The sequence below is a fragment of the Legionella massiliensis genome (assembly GCF_000756815.1).
Classification (GTDB): Bacteria; Pseudomonadota; Gammaproteobacteria; order Legionellales; family Legionellaceae; genus Tatlockia; species Tatlockia massiliensis.
Map to the genome: position 1 here is coordinate 448,820 of NZ_CCVW01000003.1, position 16,532 is coordinate 465,351.

Below are 16,532 nucleotides of genomic sequence, written 5' to 3' on the forward strand. Positions count from 1 at the left end.
TTTCTTCTATTAAGGTTAAAATTAGGGCATTACCGGCAAAACCCAGTAATAACTGACGTTATTAAGTTTCTCTATTTTTATCAGGCGTTAATGAATGGCTACCCATCAGGATAAAACCTCATCCGATTTTCTTATGCTGGATAATATTCTCCAATATGCTCCCGATTGGATTTATTGGAAAGATATTCACTCCATTCACCTAGGATGTAACGAGCAATTTGCAAGAGTTGCTGGCTTTAACAATCGCGAAGAAATGGTTGGTAAATCAGACTATGACTGCGCTTGGGGAGATAGGGCGGAAAAATATAATCTTGATGATGCGGAGGTTATTCAGTCTGGAAAGCCAAAAATTAATATTGAGGATACCGTATTATTAAGTAATGGGCAGGAAGTTACTGTTATTTCGAATAAGGTTCCTTTGCGTAATTCCAAGGGTGAAGTGATTGGTATTCTTGGCATTGCGACGGATATTACCGAACGGAAAAAAATAGAAAAAGAGCTCATCTTAGCGAAGGAAAAGGCTGAGGCTGCTAGTTATGTTATGACGGAATTTATATCGAATATGGGACATATTCTTGTCACTCCATTTTCAACGATTACTGGTATCGCAACTATGCTTCTCTATGGCTATGCTGATAGATATCTTGAATTAAAACCACTATTTGAAGAACTTATGCATGGTTGTGCGGCTTGGGAAAAGGGATATCAACAAGTCATCAAAGCAACCTCACTTGCCGAAATCGAAGTAAAGATTGAATCTTTCTCTGTTAATCAAGAAGTTGAAAAAATTGAGAGTATTCTAAAGCCATCAGCAGGGGCTAAAAATTTAAAATTAGTTATTCGTCCTTTTAAGCCTATCAATCAAGACTTGATTGAATCAGATATTCTAAAATTTCATTTGATTTTAATAGAATTAATTTCTAATGCGATTAAATTCACAGAAGAAGGCAAGATTACCGTCTCTATTTCAAAGGACGACAATTGCTATAGTATTCAGGTCGCTGATACAGGAATTGGTATTCCAGCAGATAAGTCAGATTATATTTTTGAGCAATACACTATGCTTTCACGGGCTCAAAAGCATGGCGCTGATTTTAAGGGTGTTGGTGCGGGCTTATTCCTTGCAAAGCAACGGGCTAAATTAATCGATGCCAAAATTTTCGTAACGAGCACTGAGGGAAAGGGGTCAATCTTCACGCTCACTATACCAATTAAGCCCCATAGTTAAGTCGCAAGTAATAGGTCACCCCCCTTCCGTCATCCTGAGTGTGGCACTGTGCTAATCTCGGAGATCCTTCGCTACGCTCAGGATGGCGGAAGAGGGGTGACCTATTACAGTATGTCCTCTCGCCCCTTGGGGAGAGAGTTAGAGAGGGGGAGATGCGGCAAAAATACTTAAGTTGACGCCATTACCTGAACGGATACCCGTCATCCTGAGCGTAGCGAAGGATCTCCGGGATTAGCACGGTGCTTCATTCAGGAGATCCTTCGCTGTGCTCTGGATGACGGACTATGCTTGGGGGATCTATTCCCTACAAAACGACAGCAGATGCTCCGCTTTTTCTTTTGTCAAAGGTTTAGCGATAACTTCTTGCATACCAACTGCTATATATTCTTCTATTTCATGAGGACTACAATTCCCAGTAACAGCAATAATGGGCACAGAATGTAAGTTATTTTTTGCCTCATATTCACGAATCATTGAGCAAGCCTGTATTCCCGATATTGTGGGCAATCCAATATCCATACAAATAGCGTCGTAATGATTTATTTTGGCCATATCGACTGCATTATCACCATTTTCGATAATCTCAACTTGGCATCCAAGCATTTCAAAAATAAATTTGGCTGTTCTTGCAGCTATCGTATTATCTTCAACTATAAGTATAAGAATATTTTTTTTAGCGGTACTCATTGGCTATCCTAGATCCTATTTGTAAATTTTTTGAATAATTTCGCATCATTTCAGTCAATTATTATGACATGCCTTGTTACGGATTTCACTTTTAACGTCCAGGTGGTTTGGAAATAAAAAAGACTAAAATATTAAAAAACATCATTATTCCCCATATAAAAGCAAAGGCTGAGTAAAATAAAAAGTAGATTGTCCATAAGGAAATTATTTTTTCTGATATGAGATAGGGCGAAATGAGCATTAACAATAGCTGCTCCAAAGCAATAATAAGGGTAAATATCCAAAGGCTAATAAAAAAAGCATTGTTATAGGCAAAAAAATAACGAGCTTTGGAGCAGAAAACCAAAATTAGATTAAACAAAATAACAAAAGCGATAAAAATTAGTACCTTATCAAATAATTGCTGTTGGTGTGCCAGAAGGAAGAGGCGGAGTTCTATAAGCAATACAAGCTGCAATAATAGAATAATCCCGCTATCTATGGTGCTTAAGTTTTTTCTGCAGAAAAGGACCGATAATATACTGTTAGTTTTCATTATATGGGCCTTATATCGACTGAAAAATCAATAGGCTCAGCATAGATTAACGTGCATGCCAGGCTTAGGGAACCCGCAGTAAGGTAAGGATTGAAACGACCTGAGTTAGTTTCTTTCCAGGACTGAATATACCCTAAGCTCTTATCAAAACTAAGGGTTAAATAATTAATATTGTCGCAAATACAACCATTAGGACCACAGTTTGGATAATTTAATTGGAGCAAATCCTTAAACAAAGCAGTCATCGGTTGCTTTGCTTCTAACCATTGCGGTGTATAGACACAATTGATGTTATTCAGGGCAGTTGGCTTGATAATTTTAGGAACTCCATCGGTCACCTTGACTGTATATTCGCAACCACGACTACTGTAATTTAATAAATAGTTATTAGGTTTCTGAGATTCCCAAAGTTTGAAAGATAATTGATAAGAATCAATGAGTTGGTTTTTTAAGTGAATTGAGTAAATAAGAAGAATGATGGCAATAACTACAAAGGTTGTTGCAGCAATAATAATTAATCGCGTTTTAATCTCATCAAAAAGTGTCATTTTTCACCTGAATTACTTACAAAAGGTAACTGGCATTTCGTTTAAGCTAGTCTTCTTTTTAATCGAGTTAAAATGCATTGAATTTGCTTTAGAACAAAATTTTTCAGGGCTAAGACTATATTCAACATTTAGAACAGCTTTATTTGCATTAATGAAGGGGACTAACCTATCACACTCTTTGTACTGAAAGCATTGCTCATTAATTGCAAAATCAAAATAAGGTACTAATTGCTCTATTTGGGAGAGGTCATTTTTTAAACCAACTGCAAGGCCTGCTCGGTGCGCCATATTAGCCAATAAAATATTATAGTTTAGCTGGTCGGTCTTTGTGAGCGGAAACCCGGATTTATTGTCATAACCATCGACATTGTCAAACTCTATTGCATCAAAGCCCTTGCGTTTACAGAGATCAACTCGAGCTTGCATAATAGGCTCTAAGATTGAATGCTGCCTAATATCTAACCATTTCTCTCCCGGCCAGCCATTCGTTTTACCCTTAAGTGCTTCAGGAAAATTAGCTGCATCAGGACGCCACTCTTCCCAAGTTCCTGCATCGATATAGCAAATTGCTTTTGCAGTTTGGTTATGAATCTCTGCCACCTTCGCTTCACTATTTTCAAAGGCATCAATGTTATAGATAGCGGCTTTGACCGAGAATTCAGGGGATGTTTTAAGTACATAATTCCAGGTTACATCCTGTGTAATCTGATAAGGACAAGATGCACATGGCTCCGGAGCAGGAAGGGTAGGCTCTTCAGCTTGAGTAGATGAGCTAATAGACAAGAACAAAAAAGCTAGGAACCATGGAAAAGTTGTATTAGTCATAAGTCTCTCAAATAGGCAGCTTACTAATTATAGACTACTTAGCATTATTACTTAATCGGATAGAACTATCCCTGTTCTTGTTTTGATTTTTGTTAATGCTGAAAACCCTCGAAATAACGAGAGTAAATAGCTAAATAGGTCCCATCATTTTCCATAGAATTCAAGGCATTGTTAACCCGAGTAATAAGTTCCTGTCGGTTGAGGTTAGCCATAACACCGTAACCCATGTCAAAAGATATTGGCTTGCCGACTAGCTTAAACTCTTTAGGGTTGTCATTAACCCAATACGATGCGCCAATGAAGTCAAACATAATAAGATCAAGTTTATGATCGGATAAATCCTGTAGCATATCTGGTTGGTTATTGTACTCAACCACCTTAACATTATCGTACATTTGCTGGAGAAGAGACTTGTATACGGTACCGGCCTCAACACCAATGCGTTTACCTGTATTAACATTATCACTATTAATATCGGAGTCAGCTGCAGAAAACATCTGAGCCTTTGCTCTCAAATAAGGAGAACTGAACAAATAATAAGCTAGTCTTTCTTTCGTAATAAAAAAGCCATCTATACCTAAATCAACCTTTCCTGCAGCCACTGCTTCCATAATTCCCGCGAAACTCATAGGTTCATAGACACAATTAGCATTGATTCTCCGACAAATCTCATTCATAAGATCAATTTCAAACCCTGTAAACACATCATTCTTCGTAACCTGTGTTTCCATAGGGGGATTAAAGGATGAGGTACCAATTACAAGATTTTCAGCATATAAGGTTGAGCTCATCAAACAAGAGATAAGCAAACTAAGTAATATCTTCATAAAATAAATTCCACTCCAGTAACAACTGATCGGGCGCCAAAAGGGGGTGTGCGGAATAACCACCGAAACTGTTCATTTTGAATTTAGACTACTGCTTAAATTTTTTCAATTCTTTAAATATCAATGGGGTCTAACTCTTTGGCTAATAATACCTGAATATAACCGATTGAATAATATATTGATATTAAATAAGTGAATATGACATATCGATATATATGGTTGGATTTATTTAAATAACTGTTCAAAAATATCCCACTTCTAACCGTGCATTCGTTGAATATTTGCGCGGCTTCAAATAAGTAAAGTCATCTGATCTTAGTCTTCAGGCTCAGTTCTTGTATCGAATTTACTCATATATTTCATATTAATTAATCGCGAGAAGGTTATGAATAGTAAACATTGCAAGCTTTTTGATGCAATTGGAGAGAATGATTTAGATTCAGTAAAAGCTTTTGCTGAGGCTCCAAAAGTAGTTGAAAAGATGCATGCCATTGCATGGGCATCACACAAAGGAAATAAGGAGATTGTAGAATTTTTGTTATCTAAAGGATTCGAATGTAGTAATTCCACGGCTCTTGAGAATGCTTCAGAAAAAGGATACTTAGGCGTTGTAGAACTTCTTTTAAGTGACGGTATAGAACATCCCTCCAACTCTTATTATGACGCCTTAAACAAGGCCTGTAAAAACAGTCATACCGCTGTAGTTCAACTTTTATCGGGCAGTCCGCGTATAGAAGCAGGCGTTACTTCGACAGAAATTTATTCCCTTATTCAGGAAGAAAAGAGCTTAGAAATAAAAAAGATGTTGATCGCATTCTTGCATAAAAAACTTGTTCAATCACAACCATTATTAGCTCATGGTTTATTTTCTTCTTCATTAGGGAGTGATGAGGCAAATTCTTCTTATTTACTTAATTCGGATGTAATGAGAGAAATTACCATGGCCTACTTAACTCAACCTGATGTAGAGCAGAATCCTATGGCTCCCTAGTATTGGGTTAGGTTTACTTGAAAGTTCTTATAACTTCGACCATAGTAGCCACTCCTAGGATAAAGAGGCAGTAATTTTGGATATTATGAGCGGGAAAAGTCATGATTAAAATTGGGCAAGTTAACCGGCTAATGGTAAAAAAAGAGGTTCCCTTTGGTGTATATCTTGATGGCGGTGATTTAGGTGAAATCTTATTACCGAAAAAATTCTTACCTAAAGGCACTGTAGTCACTGACATGCTTGATGTCTTTGTTTATTTTGATTCTGAAGATCAGTTGATTGCAACAACTCAGATTCCTCGCGCAATGGTAGGCAATTGTGCATTTTTAAAGGTTATCGACGTCAATCGCGTCGGTGCTTTTCTTGACTGGGGGCTGGATAAAGATTTATTAGTTCCTGGACCAGAACAACAGCGTCCTATGGAGAATGGTAAGTCCTATCTTGTTTATCTGAAACTAGATAATAAGGGGCGGATTATTGCGAGCTCAAAGATTGAACATTTTCTGGATAAAACCCCTGCTAATTACAAGAAGGGTGATGAGATTGGGCTTTTAATTGCCGAACGTACTACGCTTGGAGTTAAAGTAATCATTAATAATGCGCATTGGGGGCTCATTCATTCTGATGATATTTTCCAACCACTTAGCTACGGCAAGCGGATAGTGGGGTATATAAAAAATCTGCGAGATGATGGAAAAATTGATGTTGCCCTAAGAAAAATGGGTCAAGAAAAAATTGGCGATCTGGCTCAGCGTATCCTTGATGAGCTGGCGCGCGCCGGAGGCTTCTTAGCGCTGCATGACAAAAGCCCTGCTGAAGAGATTGCCCGTATTTTTAGCGAGTCTAAAAAAAGTTTTAAAAGTGCAATTGGGCAACTTTATAAGCATGGAAAAATCGTTATTGAATCATCAGGAATTCGTTTATCAGATAAAGAGTAAAACTATTGGCTTTTGCCTAAGAAAAGTAGGCTGGGCGGAAAAGCCCAGCCTGCTTAGCCTATGGTGTATTAATCTGCCAACCATCAGCATCTTTATTACCAGAGACATAAACACCGCTACCTGAGCAATTTGCACCCTGAGAAATGCCTTGATCGGTTACGGTAACCGTACAAATTGCTGCTGGCAATTGTATGGTTGTCGCTACATTTGCTTGCACAGGGACTTTGGCGTGATTATGTGCATTAATCGTTTGGCCATTTACTATCACTGATTGTGCTCCAGTATATATGCTTAAGGCGTTACTACCAGCAGGTGGTAAATTAACTGGAGAGGGGGCATCAATGTATAAGATAGACGAGGTCTTGTTAAAGTCCACGTTGATTTGCGCACTTGTAGGATCCGAACCCGAGCATGGAACCGCCGCACCGTTTTGCTGGCAATTTTTAACTTCAGCCGTAGAGTCCGTTAACTTGGTTACATTGAAGGATAAGGTTTGCGGTTTGTTTGTGCCGTCACTCTTTGTGTAGATAATAGTGCTATTGTCATAAGGAATTGGATAAGACTGAGGTGTCTCAGGATCCAATTTATTATCCTGACACTGTGTAGAGTCATTTGATTGGCAAAATTTCAAGCTTGTCCATCCTGGGCCATAATTTGTCATAAAATTACTCATTTGCGGCGGGGTATACTGTGATTTATTTTTGATTCCATTTAACCCAGCAACTGCAATTGTAAAGCTATTTCCCTTTCTTCTAGCATTTCCCACTTCATCATCCACTGAAAAGGCGTATACATTGGCATTCAGTTGATCATGTATGAATTGCACATAGGGATTAAGGTTATATTTAGGATCATCAGGATGAGTTTTATACGCATATTCCAAGGCCATGTATGTTGTTTGCGCTTTGCCTGTTATCCCTGCCCATTGGGGTACTTGGCTCTTATCAAAGGTTACCCAACCTAAAATATGCGCAACTATATCTTCATCCGTGATTGGTTTTTCGTATTGGTTTTTATAGGCTTCTGCATTAGCAGCAAATTCATCCCAAACTTCTTTGACTTGTGATTGGAATTTTAAGCATTCTGCATCATCTTTTGTACAAATGTCCTTACCATTCAGTTTGCCCGTTTTCCATGCATTCCATCTATTAAACAACGTATCTGCTATGACTAAATTATTGTTAGCATCGCGTTGGCCTTGCTCCATATACTGTTGGTTACTTGGATCAAAGCTAGAACGACTGGGTTGTTGCACAAAGACATTATATGATCCAGGGATTTTTATATTAGTAGAACCTGGGGGTAGACGATAAGTAGGCCAATTATAATCAGCAATAAAGTCCGCTATGTCACCTTGGAATGTTTGAATATCCATTCCAGTACCGTTATAACCAATACTGCCATCCGATACTTCAACGGCAACAGGTAAATACATATGATCCACTGATGAAATATCATAATCAACAAAACCAGGGTCAAAGGTATATTCAACTAACTGGCTAGGGTTATCTAAGGGCAAGGCTTCTCCGTAGTAGACATTTGGGAAACAAGCAGGTACGCCGTCCACTGGTTGAACAGGTGTATTTTGACTACCAGGGACTAATTGCTCTTTTTGCATCGATAGAGGTGGTTGATCATACAAATAAACACGCCCTCCCCTGTCCCATTCAGCAGTGGGTAAGGTAAACACACAGCTTGTATTAGGTGCTAAGCCAGCATCAGCGTTAGAAGTTACTGGATTGCTTGTGCTTAAATAAGAATGGTACAAACCAGGACCGTGTTTAACTTCGGCAATTGGGTAAATGGTAGTATCACTATTATTATAAATAATCACTTGGTGGTTGTTGGGATCGGCTATTGCAGGTTGAGTAAAGCCAAGTATTGGTAGTAGTAACAAAGGACTCGTAATACTAGTTAATTTTTTATATTGCATACTAAGTACCCCTTCTCTATTTATTTTTAAGAAGACAATTAAAATAATACTCCGTTATTCTTAAGTTATACTTAACACCCAATATTATAGAATGTGATTTTAGGATCAGAATGACAGAGATACAAAATAGACTGCCTTTTGGTAAAAAGGGTGTAAGCCTAGTTGATCGATTTGGTGTGTATTTATCGTATAAAGCAATACAAAAATTTCTCCTCAAAGATAATCAATCCCTTTTGTTAGATATAGGTTGTGGCTACAACGCCACCTTATTATCTGCATTCCAGCATAGGATTAAGCAAGGAGTTGGTATTGATTATGAAGTTAATCCAGCCTTAAAAGCCAACCGCAATCTAGCGTTTGTAGAGTCAAGCCTTGAAGAAGGGATCAATCAATTTAATGAAAATACCTTTGATGTGATTATGTTGATTTCAGTGTTGGAACATTTACCTGAGCCTGAATGGATATTGAAAAGATGTTTTCAATTATTAAAGCCGAATGCGGTGTTTTTAATAAATGTACCAACTTGGCGCGGGAAGGGTTTTTTAGAGTTTTCGGCATTTAATTTAGGTCTTAGTCCACGCTCGGAGATGGATGATCACAAAATGTATTACGATAAGCGCGACCTGTGGCCTTTGCTAGTTAAGGCAGGCTTTATACCCAGTAAAATCAAATTAAAATATCACAAATTTGGATTAAATTTGTTTGCTGTAGTTAGAAAATAAATAGATCAGTCTGTAGCTCTCACGCAATTCGTCTCTTTACGCCGATATCCAGAGCGCAGCGAAGGATCTCCGGGATTAGCACGGTGCCTCATTTAGGAGATCCTTCGCTGCGCTCCCAAAGACCTACGTCATGTCGAACGTAGAGAGACATCTCCTGAGTGTAGCACTGTGCTAATCCCGGAGATCCCTCACTATGTTCGGGATGACGTGGTCTTTATCGATGTTTGCCCCAAAGGGGTTGGGGTGCTCAGGATGACGGGCTATGTTAGGGTGGCAGGGGTGATCTATTACCATTTATTTTACTCTTGCAATAACAAATAATTGCCATCCCCAGGATGTGTTCTTAAGATTAATTTTAAAGAGTATAGAGAAAGAGTACATAATAAACTTAGCAAGCCACGATAGGTCGGATTGATTAATATCTTTGACTAAGCGTTTGCCTCTTAAAATAATAAGTAGCTTGTATAGATTGAAAAAGGGGAACCCCGCACGAAAAATAGAATCGACCTCAAAGCCCGCGCTCTCTAAAAGAGCTCGCATTTCCGCTGCATTAAAATGCTTTCTATGTCCCAGATATTTATCATAGGCTGAGCGAGGACCGCTGGGAACAGTAATAATCAAGCTGGCATTTTTTTTAAGTAACTTTCCTGTGTTTTTTAAAAATAAAACAGGGTCGTCTAAATGTTCTAATACCTCTGAACAGATTGCAGCATCAACGCCAGTTTTTAATGTGTCGGGAATATGTATATCCAATAAATCCATTTGGAAAAATTGGGAAAATAAGGCTTTTTCGCTCGCTTTTTTAATGCCTTCGTGACTTAGTTCTACGCCGTAAAGAATTGCCTGAGGAAATAAAGACTCTAACTCCATCACCAGATCACCCTGGCCACTGCCGAGGTCCAGTATTTTTATTGAGGGTTTGTATATTTTTTGCAAGGCATTAATGATGAGAGATGTTCGATAATGATGAGCTGGATTGAAAGCTGTCGCATGACCGAAATCTTGCCAATGCTGATTCCAATCGTCTTTTTGAGAGTAGTTCATTGTGCATTATCACTATGATAAGAATGATTTAGGATAATCGCGTTATATAAAAGCGCAGAAGTAAAATAAATAACCCCAGATAGAACTAATCCTACACCACCAACTGCATGGTATGAGGATTGGTTGATGGTGCTTGAGAGTATCCAGCCCGTATTGATATATTCTTTTACTATGGGCAACATGCTGAATAGCCCTAATAATATCAATAGGATGCAACTAGGAATAACCCGATCAAGCGACAAGCATTTCTTCCATTTTTCAGATCGCTGCAACTCCACATCGTAAAGGCCTTTGGCAAGTATCCCCATGAAAAAAAACTGTAATCCCACTAAAAAAACAAGTAGAAAAAATATCATCCAGTGCAAATGCAAACCTAGCTTAAAGACGTTGACTGGGCCGCCATATAACAAGGCTGTACTACAAAAACCAATAAAGGTCATGATCATGCCAATTTTAAACAAGAAAAAATCTGCACCAAAGGTAAGTATGGCTTTTAAATTTACCCAACCGGCGAGCCAGGGTGCATACCAACCAACTCGTTTATGATGGCTTTGGCGACCATCCCTATCTTTATGAAAAACAATAGGAACCTCTGTTTGTTTAAGGTTGAGATGGATGGCTTTAATAATCATTTCAGAGGCATATTGCCAGCTTTGAGATTGGAGTTTCATTCTTTTTAGGGCATCTAAGGTTAGACCTCGCATGCCGCAGTGAATATCTGAAAAACGAGAATTATAGATGCGATTTAACATCCAAGTAGTTACCGGTGTCCCAAAATACTGATGTAGTGCAGGCATCGCCCCAGGTTCAATGGTCCCTTTAAATCGTGATCCCATAATAAACTCATAGCCTTGCTCAAATTTTTCCACAAAAGACTGGATAAAACGCATGTCATAGGTCAAATCAGCATCGCCCATGATGATGTATTGTCCTTGAACATAGGGAATAGCATCGATGTAGGCTCTGCCTAAGCCCTTTTGAGGGACGCTCAATACTTCAGCACCATGAGCAAGTGCGATATCTTTGGTTTTATCCGTGGAGCTGTCAACGATGAGAATTTGACCTGGTATACCTGCTTTTAATAAGCCTTCTTTGCACCAGTCGACAAATTCACCAATGGTGAGCTCTTCATTGAGGGCGGGTATGAGTAAGGTTACTAATGGATTGTCTGCTCTATGAGTATCAGGGAAAAAATGTTGTATCATCAAATATCCAATTTACAGTGCTGAGATAAAATTATCTTTATTAGCAGTAAAAATCAATTTAATTTATGCGTATAAATTAGCCTTTGTACGGGACAAAAATGTGTAATCCCATAAAAGACTCGAATTCCCGCGGCTTGACCGCGGGATCCGGTGTTGATAAAGCTGCATCGACCCCGCGATCAAGTCGCTGGGATTCGCAAAGAATTAGAGGATTTTTATACCTTTTTAGCTCTAAGCTTAATCAGCTTACCTCCAATCTTGTTCTTTGTTTTCTCATTCCGTTTTTAATGGTTTTAATCGGGCGTTTCGTCATTTTTAGCGATATTCCAACACCACAGCCCTTGATTGAAGATGAATTTAGTTATCTTTTAGCAGGAGATACCTTTGCATCATTTCGGATGACAAATCCTATGCATGCTTTTTGGGAACATTTCGAGAGTATTCATCTTATTGTGAAACCTAGCTATATGTCTAAATATCCACCTATGCAAGGCCTTATCTTAGCTCTAGGACAGTTAGTTTTTGGCTCACCATGGGTAGCTGTAGTAATCAGCATGGCTATTTTTTGCGGGTTGCTTCCCTGGGTATTCAGAGCATGGACTACAGTAAATTGGGCAATGCTAGGAGCCTTATTAGCTACTTATAAAATTGGCATAGTAAGTTATTGGACCGATAGTTATTGGGGGGGAGGGGCTGCAGCGATAGGTGGTGCCTTAGTATTAGGTTCTGTAAAGCGTCTGGTAGAGAAGTCAACTTCTGGCATGTTGGCTATTTTTTCTCTAGGAAGTTGTATCTTAGCGAATAGTCGTCCTTTTGAGGGACTTGTGTTCTTACTAGGATGTGCTGGCTATGTATTAGCTCAATGGCATGGACGGTATAAAGAAAAGCTTCCTCTCCTGGCCAAAAATATGCGTGTTTCCTTGTTAGTAATTATTATTCCAACCCTTCTTTTAATGGGGCTATATAACGATCGTGTGACTGGGAATCTAACCGAGCTTCCTTATACTGAGTATGATAAACAATATTCCATTTGGACCCCTTTCGTTTGGCAGCAAGTGCCAGATAATGAACCGATATACAGGCATGATTTTATAAGACGTGCCGCTGTCGAATGGGATGGTGGTATTAAACAAGCTTCAAGACACTATCCCATGACTGTTTTTCTTAATGATTTTATAAGAAATTTTCAATTTTATTTTGGGGATAGCTTTTACTTTATTCTACTTTTCCTGGTGCTATTTTTAATTGGCGATGGAACTAATTTAATGCGGTCGATATTTTTTAAGCAACCCAACCGCGCTGCAATGGGGATTTTATTATTTTATTGTTTAATAAGCTGTCTAATCTTAGATGTCGTTCCTCATTATACAGCGCCAGCCGCCGCACTGATTTATCTAGCGATGACTATGGCTTTGCGCACAATGTCTGAGTACTCTTATAAAAAAACTGAAGTTGGAAAAATATTTTGCTTAACCTTATCCCTGTTTTTTATAGTTTCAACAGCTTCACTGATGAGCAGCAATGAGAACAGATTTTTATTTCCAAAAAAGCATTTTCTTGAAAAACGAAACCGTGTGCTTTCCCTGTTAAATAGCCAACCGGGACAGTTGTTAGTCTTTGTCCATCAAGGCAAGTTAAATGATCCGAATGACATCTGGGTATATAACCAGGCTAATATTGATGCATCAAAAATTGTCTGGGCTAACGATATGACGCCCGAAAAAAACCAAGGCCTCATTGACTATTATGGGAATAAAAGAACGGTTTGGCATCTGAATGACGATGCTAAATTAACCCTAGCACCTTATGGTAATGCGAAGGCAAAGACTTTGATTAGCATGGCGAATGCACCATAAGGTTCCATGTAAGGCTGTGGATTCTTAAATACTTTTGTTTTCCCAACGTGGTGATTGCCACTTGCTATTGAGTACGCAAAAAATAACATTCGTGTTAATGCAGTAGCTCCTGGTATTGTGGATACTCCGATGCATAAAGATAATCCTAAGGATTTCTTACGCTCACTTTCACCAATGGGGACGATTACTTCTTCACTTGAGATTGCTGAAGCGATCTTATTTTTAACCGAATCTAAAGCAATTACAGGAGAGACTCTGCACGTAGATGGTGGAGCTCATGTAGGCAAATGGTCAGGTGATGAACATGAAAGAATTAATTTTAAACAGGGTAGATACAAGATTAAACGAGTTAAAAATTGAACTACCTCAAGCTCCATCACCTTTGGGAGCCTATGTAGAGGCGGTCAGGTCGGGAAATTTACTCTTTGGAGTTTCTGTTATGCTTGAAGTTATCTTAGAAGTTAAAGACTAAGAAACAAGCCTTATAAGTGCTTTTTATAAAATCTAATTAGATATTAAAGAGGGTATTATGATGCCAAAATTAATTATTATCCGCGGTTATTATGATCTCATTAAAATTATTAAGAAGTCTCGTACCGAAAAGGATCAAATAAATACAAATGAGCTCATAGATTATCTGAATAGAACCTATCGTCATGCTATAAGGAAAATTTTATTCGACTCACCCGCATCCTTTGCAGGAGAGTCGCCCATCTATGAACTTTGTATGGAAACAATCTTTAACTGTAATGATATAAGCAGGGTAACTGTCAAATGGCTTGAAGCTCAAATAAATAGCGATAAAGACTTAAAGGCACTCAAAAGTTTAAAGCCAGATGACCCCAATATTAAAAAACTCCAGCTAGTAATGGTTGTCACAGAGGTGCATCAAGAGCATTTAGCTAGACTCGCGGAGCTTGTTGCTGTTGTGAATAGTACTTTAGCGCTTGATGATATTTTAAATAAGGAACATACCCAGGGATTCTTTATCTGGTCTGCAAAAAAAGATATGGGATGGAACGAAGCAATTGAAGCGTTGAGAGGGGCTTTAAATAATAACTCAGTCGATCTGCTATCTCATATAGCAATCTTTCGCCAGGGAATACTAGGCGACGATATCAGAGCCTTTGTAAGGCAAGGTTTAGCGAATTATTTATTAGACGGCCAAAAGGTTTCCACTGTAAGTGCGTTTATCACAGCCTTAGATAAGCAAGTGAATTCTCTAGCTTTAGTATCAGATCTTGGGCATGAGAATACCTTAATTGCGTGAATGTTCGTAAATAACGCTAGGGTTGATTATTCGGCATAATATGCAACAACATTATCAGTCTGTTCCGGGAGTCACTGCCGTTAAGTTAAGGAAGGTTTTGTCATTCCCGCGAAGGCGGGAAACTATTTCTAGCTAAGCACAGTGCCAATGTAGAGATGGTTTCCCGCCTTCGCGGGAATGACAAATACCCTTAACTTAGCGTCAGTTATGGATAAGTTAAAGCCGTTCGGGCTGAGGAGGCCTTTAGGCCGTCTCGAAGCCTTGCTCTCTGCGGCTATAAAACCCCTTATCCATAACTGACGTTAACTTAATAGCAGTGGTTCTGGGAGCGGCGTATGATCTGGGTCTACTCGTTTTAGTTTTATAAGGGCATGAATATGAAGTTATCTCATTTAAGAAGACAAACCAGATTAGGCTTAGTTAGTTTTTATTTTATTGCTACGGCCAATGCTGGCATCCCTCTATGGAGCTTTAGCCCCGATGCGAACTTCCCTCCACAATTAACTGTAAACTCCTTAGAAACTGCTACAGTAAAATACACGATAAAGAATAACTCGAGAAACTCGCACCAATTAGTTATCAAACCTATATTAGGTATTTCTCAAGTAGGGCAATGCCTGGTTGGACCTGCAGGTAGTGCAAATGATAGCTGCTTGTTAACTTTAGCCGTCGATGGCAGTGCATTACCGACTGATGGTTTAACCGGAGGACCAACCCTTTGCCAGGCTAATCCTGATGGGACAGCAAACCCTCATCAATGCCATCAACCGGGCAAACACGATAGTTTAGCTTTGAGCAAAATGAAAGCACCAATTAAGGGATTGATTAATATGGGGAATATTTCCTTTTATAATGACCCGAGTATGTCTCCAGTAAATGACCCATCAATAATAGAGCCTTATGCAAGTTCATTTACGGCAATGGTGATTAATGTCACCTGGAATCAACTGCAACCTAATGGACCAGGAACTCTTATAAAAGATAATGCAATTGATCAGGCCTTAGCAGCAATCCAATCTTATAATCGAACCCATCCAGATACTCCCATCACAGCAAAACTTAGGGTCTGGGGTGGGTTTACTGCACCGCAGTGGGCAAAAGCTATAAATGGTGGTCCTATTTATATCGATTCAGTATCTAGTAATGGCAAAAACCCCCAGCAGGGGTATATTGGTTTATTCTGGACAACAGAGTACCTTTCTGCTTGGAAAGAACTACAGTCCTTGTTGGCTGACCGCTATGATCATAATCCTCTCATTAGAGAGGTCGCTATCACCTCTTGTGCGTCGGAAACTGATGAGCCTTTTGTTGGTTGGCTTGACACAGCTACTGTTAATAATCTTGAAAATTATGGATATACGGATGCACAACAAGAGGCCTGTTTAACTGGTGCAATCGGTGATTACAGTGCTTGGACTCATACCATGTTAGATTTTACCTTTAGCCTGTTTCACCTAATAGATGGCGGTAAAGTTCAACAAGATCCTGCTTTTACGATTCAAGTGATGAATCAATGCCAGTTATCTTCAAGATGTATCCTAAGTAATCACGCCTTAAATTCACCTTTACCCACTTCAGATTCCTTTGTCTATACAGAAATGCAATCTCTTTTTTCCATAAACCCCAATAACACATTGATTGATTTTCAAACCGCCTCCCCCAAACAATTGAATTGGTGTGGTGCTATCGTTAATGCGACAACTTATCATGCAAAATCGATTGAGCTTTGGCCGGATTTTGGTGGGTTTACAACTTTCTTGCCTGCGGTGGTCGCTAATTTAGCCTCTGGATTCCAAAATAATACGCCTCCTATTCTAGCTCTTTGTCCCCCTTTAATCATTTCATAGTCCATTGAACGAGTCTGAGGAATACGTTATTCTGTACTATTGGTTCATGATGGAATCAATTAGGGCTGTTACTATA

At 38.9% G+C, this 16,532-nt stretch carries 16 protein-coding genes; 8 read left to right on the forward strand and 8 right to left on the reverse strand.

The genetic code is table 11. The annotated features are described in order from the left end of the window. The first annotated feature begins 94 nt into the window (after positions 1-94). Positions 95-1,228, forward strand: a complete 1,134-nt coding sequence (locus tag BN1094_RS13510; RefSeq protein ID WP_044011621.1) for an ATP-binding protein — start codon at positions 95-97, stop codon at positions 1,226-1,228. Between the two features lie 297 nt (positions 1,229-1,525). Here the strand turns inward: BN1094_RS13510 and BN1094_RS13515 are convergent, their stop codons facing one another. The 5 genes from BN1094_RS13515 to BN1094_RS13535 form a co-directional block, all read right to left on the reverse strand. Beyond that, entirely contained in the window at positions 1,526-1,915 is a 390-nt protein-coding gene (locus tag BN1094_RS13515) for a response regulator (RefSeq protein ID WP_044011622.1), read from the reverse strand. A gap of 91 nt (positions 1,916-2,006) precedes the next feature. Continuing rightward, entirely contained in the window at positions 2,007-2,450 is a 444-nt protein-coding gene (locus BN1094_RS13520) for a hypothetical protein (RefSeq protein ID WP_044011623.1), read from the reverse strand. After that, positions 2,450-2,998, reverse strand: coding sequence for a hypothetical protein (locus BN1094_RS13525; RefSeq protein ID WP_044011624.1), 549 nt, complete (start codon positions 2,996-2,998; stop codon positions 2,450-2,452). Before BN1094_RS13525 ends, BN1094_RS13520 begins: the two co-directional genes overlap by 1 nt. Before the next feature lie 12 nt (positions 2,999-3,010). Continuing rightward, a complete protein-coding gene (locus BN1094_RS13530; RefSeq protein WP_044011625.1) occupies positions 3,011-3,823 on the reverse strand; it encodes an endo alpha-1,4 polygalactosaminidase in 813 nt (270 codons plus the stop codon). 92 nt (positions 3,824-3,915) lie between these two features. Further along, complete coding sequence (locus tag BN1094_RS13535; protein ID WP_044011626.1) at positions 3,916-4,650, reverse strand: transporter substrate-binding domain-containing protein; 735 nt, start codon at positions 4,648-4,650, stop codon at positions 3,916-3,918. A gap of 385 nt (positions 4,651-5,035) precedes the next feature. Between BN1094_RS13535 and BN1094_RS13540 the strand changes: the two genes are divergently transcribed. Together BN1094_RS13540 and BN1094_RS13545 are read left to right on the forward strand one after the other, a co-directional pair. Then, the gene (locus tag BN1094_RS13540) at positions 5,036-5,641 is read left to right on the forward strand and encodes an ankyrin repeat domain-containing protein (RefSeq protein WP_044011627.1); all 606 of its coding nucleotides are present in this window, start codon (positions 5,036-5,038) and stop codon (positions 5,639-5,641) included. A 101-nt stretch (positions 5,642-5,742) separates the two neighbouring features. Then, the gene (locus tag BN1094_RS13545) at positions 5,743-6,579 is read left to right on the forward strand and encodes a CvfB family protein (RefSeq protein WP_044011628.1); all 837 of its coding nucleotides are present in this window, start codon (positions 5,743-5,745) and stop codon (positions 6,577-6,579) included. Positions 6,580-6,637: 58 nt separating this feature from the next. Here BN1094_RS13545 and BN1094_RS13550 read toward each other — a convergent pair whose 3' ends face one another. Further along, positions 6,638-8,512, reverse strand: coding sequence for a hypothetical protein (locus BN1094_RS13550; protein ID WP_044011629.1), 1,875 nt, complete (start codon positions 8,510-8,512; stop codon positions 6,638-6,640). A gap of 110 nt (positions 8,513-8,622) precedes the next feature. Here BN1094_RS13550 and BN1094_RS18935 point away from each other — a divergent pair, with 110 nt between their 5' ends. Beyond that, positions 8,623-9,234: a class I SAM-dependent methyltransferase gene (locus BN1094_RS18935; protein ID WP_052403296.1), complete on the forward strand. Its 612-nt coding sequence runs from the start codon at positions 8,623-8,625 to the stop codon at positions 9,232-9,234. A gap of 294 nt (positions 9,235-9,528) precedes the next feature. Here the strand turns inward: BN1094_RS18935 and BN1094_RS13560 are convergent, their stop codons facing one another. Beyond that, positions 9,529-10,278: a class I SAM-dependent methyltransferase gene (locus tag BN1094_RS13560; RefSeq protein WP_044011630.1), complete on the reverse strand. Its 750-nt coding sequence runs from the start codon at positions 10,276-10,278 to the stop codon at positions 9,529-9,531. Beyond that, positions 10,275-11,483 carry a glycosyltransferase family 2 protein gene (locus BN1094_RS13565; protein WP_044011631.1) on the reverse strand — a complete coding sequence of 403 codons (1,209 nt, stop codon included), beginning with the start codon at positions 11,481-11,483 and terminating at the stop codon, positions 10,275-10,277. Before BN1094_RS13565 ends, BN1094_RS13560 begins: the two co-directional genes overlap by 4 nt. A gap of 98 nt (positions 11,484-11,581) precedes the next feature. Between BN1094_RS13565 and BN1094_RS13570 the strand changes: the two genes are divergently transcribed. The 4 genes from BN1094_RS13570 to BN1094_RS18940 all read left to right on the forward strand — a co-directional run bounded on the left by BN1094_RS13570 (position 11,582) and on the right by BN1094_RS18940 (position 16,456). Further along, positions 11,582-13,339 (forward strand): hypothetical protein, encoded by a 1,758-nt coding sequence (locus tag BN1094_RS13570; protein WP_044011632.1) that lies wholly within the window; start codon positions 11,582-11,584, stop codon positions 13,337-13,339. A 54-nt stretch (positions 13,340-13,393) separates the two neighbouring features. Then, entirely contained in the window at positions 13,394-13,699 is a 306-nt protein-coding gene (locus tag BN1094_RS13575) for an SDR family oxidoreductase (RefSeq protein ID WP_044011633.1), read from the forward strand. A gap of 169 nt (positions 13,700-13,868) precedes the next feature. Then, positions 13,869-14,609 (forward strand): hypothetical protein, encoded by a 741-nt coding sequence (locus BN1094_RS13580; RefSeq protein ID WP_044011634.1) that lies wholly within the window; start codon positions 13,869-13,871, stop codon positions 14,607-14,609. Positions 14,610-14,986: 377 nt separating this feature from the next. Continuing rightward, positions 14,987-16,456, forward strand: a complete 1,470-nt coding sequence (locus BN1094_RS18940) for a hypothetical protein (protein WP_052403297.1) — start codon at positions 14,987-14,989, stop codon at positions 16,454-16,456. Positions 16,457-16,532 lie beyond the last annotated feature (76 nt).

Excerpts from the sequence above, each read along its gene's own strand:
- BN1094_RS13515 (WP_044011622.1), bottom strand. The coding sequence starts at position 1,915 with ATGAGTACCGCTAAAAAAAATATTCTTATACTTATAGTTGAAGATAAT.
- BN1094_RS13570 (WP_044011632.1), top strand. The coding sequence starts at position 11,582 with ATGTGTAATCCCATAAAAGACTCGAATTCCCGCGGCTTGACCGCGGGA.
- BN1094_RS13580 (WP_044011634.1), top strand. The coding sequence starts at position 13,869 with ATGATGCCAAAATTAATTATTATCCGCGGTTATTATGATCTCATTAAA.
- BN1094_RS13560 (WP_044011630.1), bottom strand. The coding sequence starts at position 10,278 with ATGAACTACTCTCAAAAAGACGATTGGAATCAGCATTGGCAAGATTTC.
- BN1094_RS13545 (WP_044011628.1), top strand. The coding sequence starts at position 5,743 with ATGATTAAAATTGGGCAAGTTAACCGGCTAATGGTAAAAAAAGAGGTT.
- BN1094_RS13530 (WP_044011625.1), bottom strand. The coding sequence starts at position 3,823 with ATGACTAATACAACTTTTCCATGGTTCCTAGCTTTTTTGTTCTTGTCT.
- BN1094_RS13565 (WP_044011631.1), bottom strand. The coding sequence starts at position 11,483 with ATGATACAACATTTTTTCCCTGATACTCATAGAGCAGACAATCCATTA.
- BN1094_RS13540 (WP_044011627.1), top strand. The coding sequence starts at position 5,036 with ATGAATAGTAAACATTGCAAGCTTTTTGATGCAATTGGAGAGAATGAT.
- BN1094_RS13525 (WP_044011624.1), bottom strand. The coding sequence starts at position 2,998 with ATGACACTTTTTGATGAGATTAAAACGCGATTAATTATTATTGCTGCA.
- BN1094_RS18935 (WP_052403296.1), top strand. The coding sequence starts at position 8,623 with ATGACAGAGATACAAAATAGACTGCCTTTTGGTAAAAAGGGTGTAAGC.
- BN1094_RS13510 (WP_044011621.1), top strand. The coding sequence starts at position 95 with ATGGCTACCCATCAGGATAAAACCTCATCCGATTTTCTTATGCTGGAT.
- BN1094_RS13550 (WP_044011629.1), bottom strand. The coding sequence starts at position 8,512 with ATGCAATATAAAAAATTAACTAGTATTACGAGTCCTTTGTTACTACTA.
- BN1094_RS13520 (WP_044011623.1), bottom strand. The coding sequence starts at position 2,450 with ATGAAAACTAACAGTATATTATCGGTCCTTTTCTGCAGAAAAAACTTA.
- BN1094_RS13535 (WP_044011626.1), bottom strand. The coding sequence starts at position 4,650 with ATGAAGATATTACTTAGTTTGCTTATCTCTTGTTTGATGAGCTCAACC.
- BN1094_RS18940 (WP_052403297.1), top strand. The coding sequence starts at position 14,987 with ATGAAGTTATCTCATTTAAGAAGACAAACCAGATTAGGCTTAGTTAGT.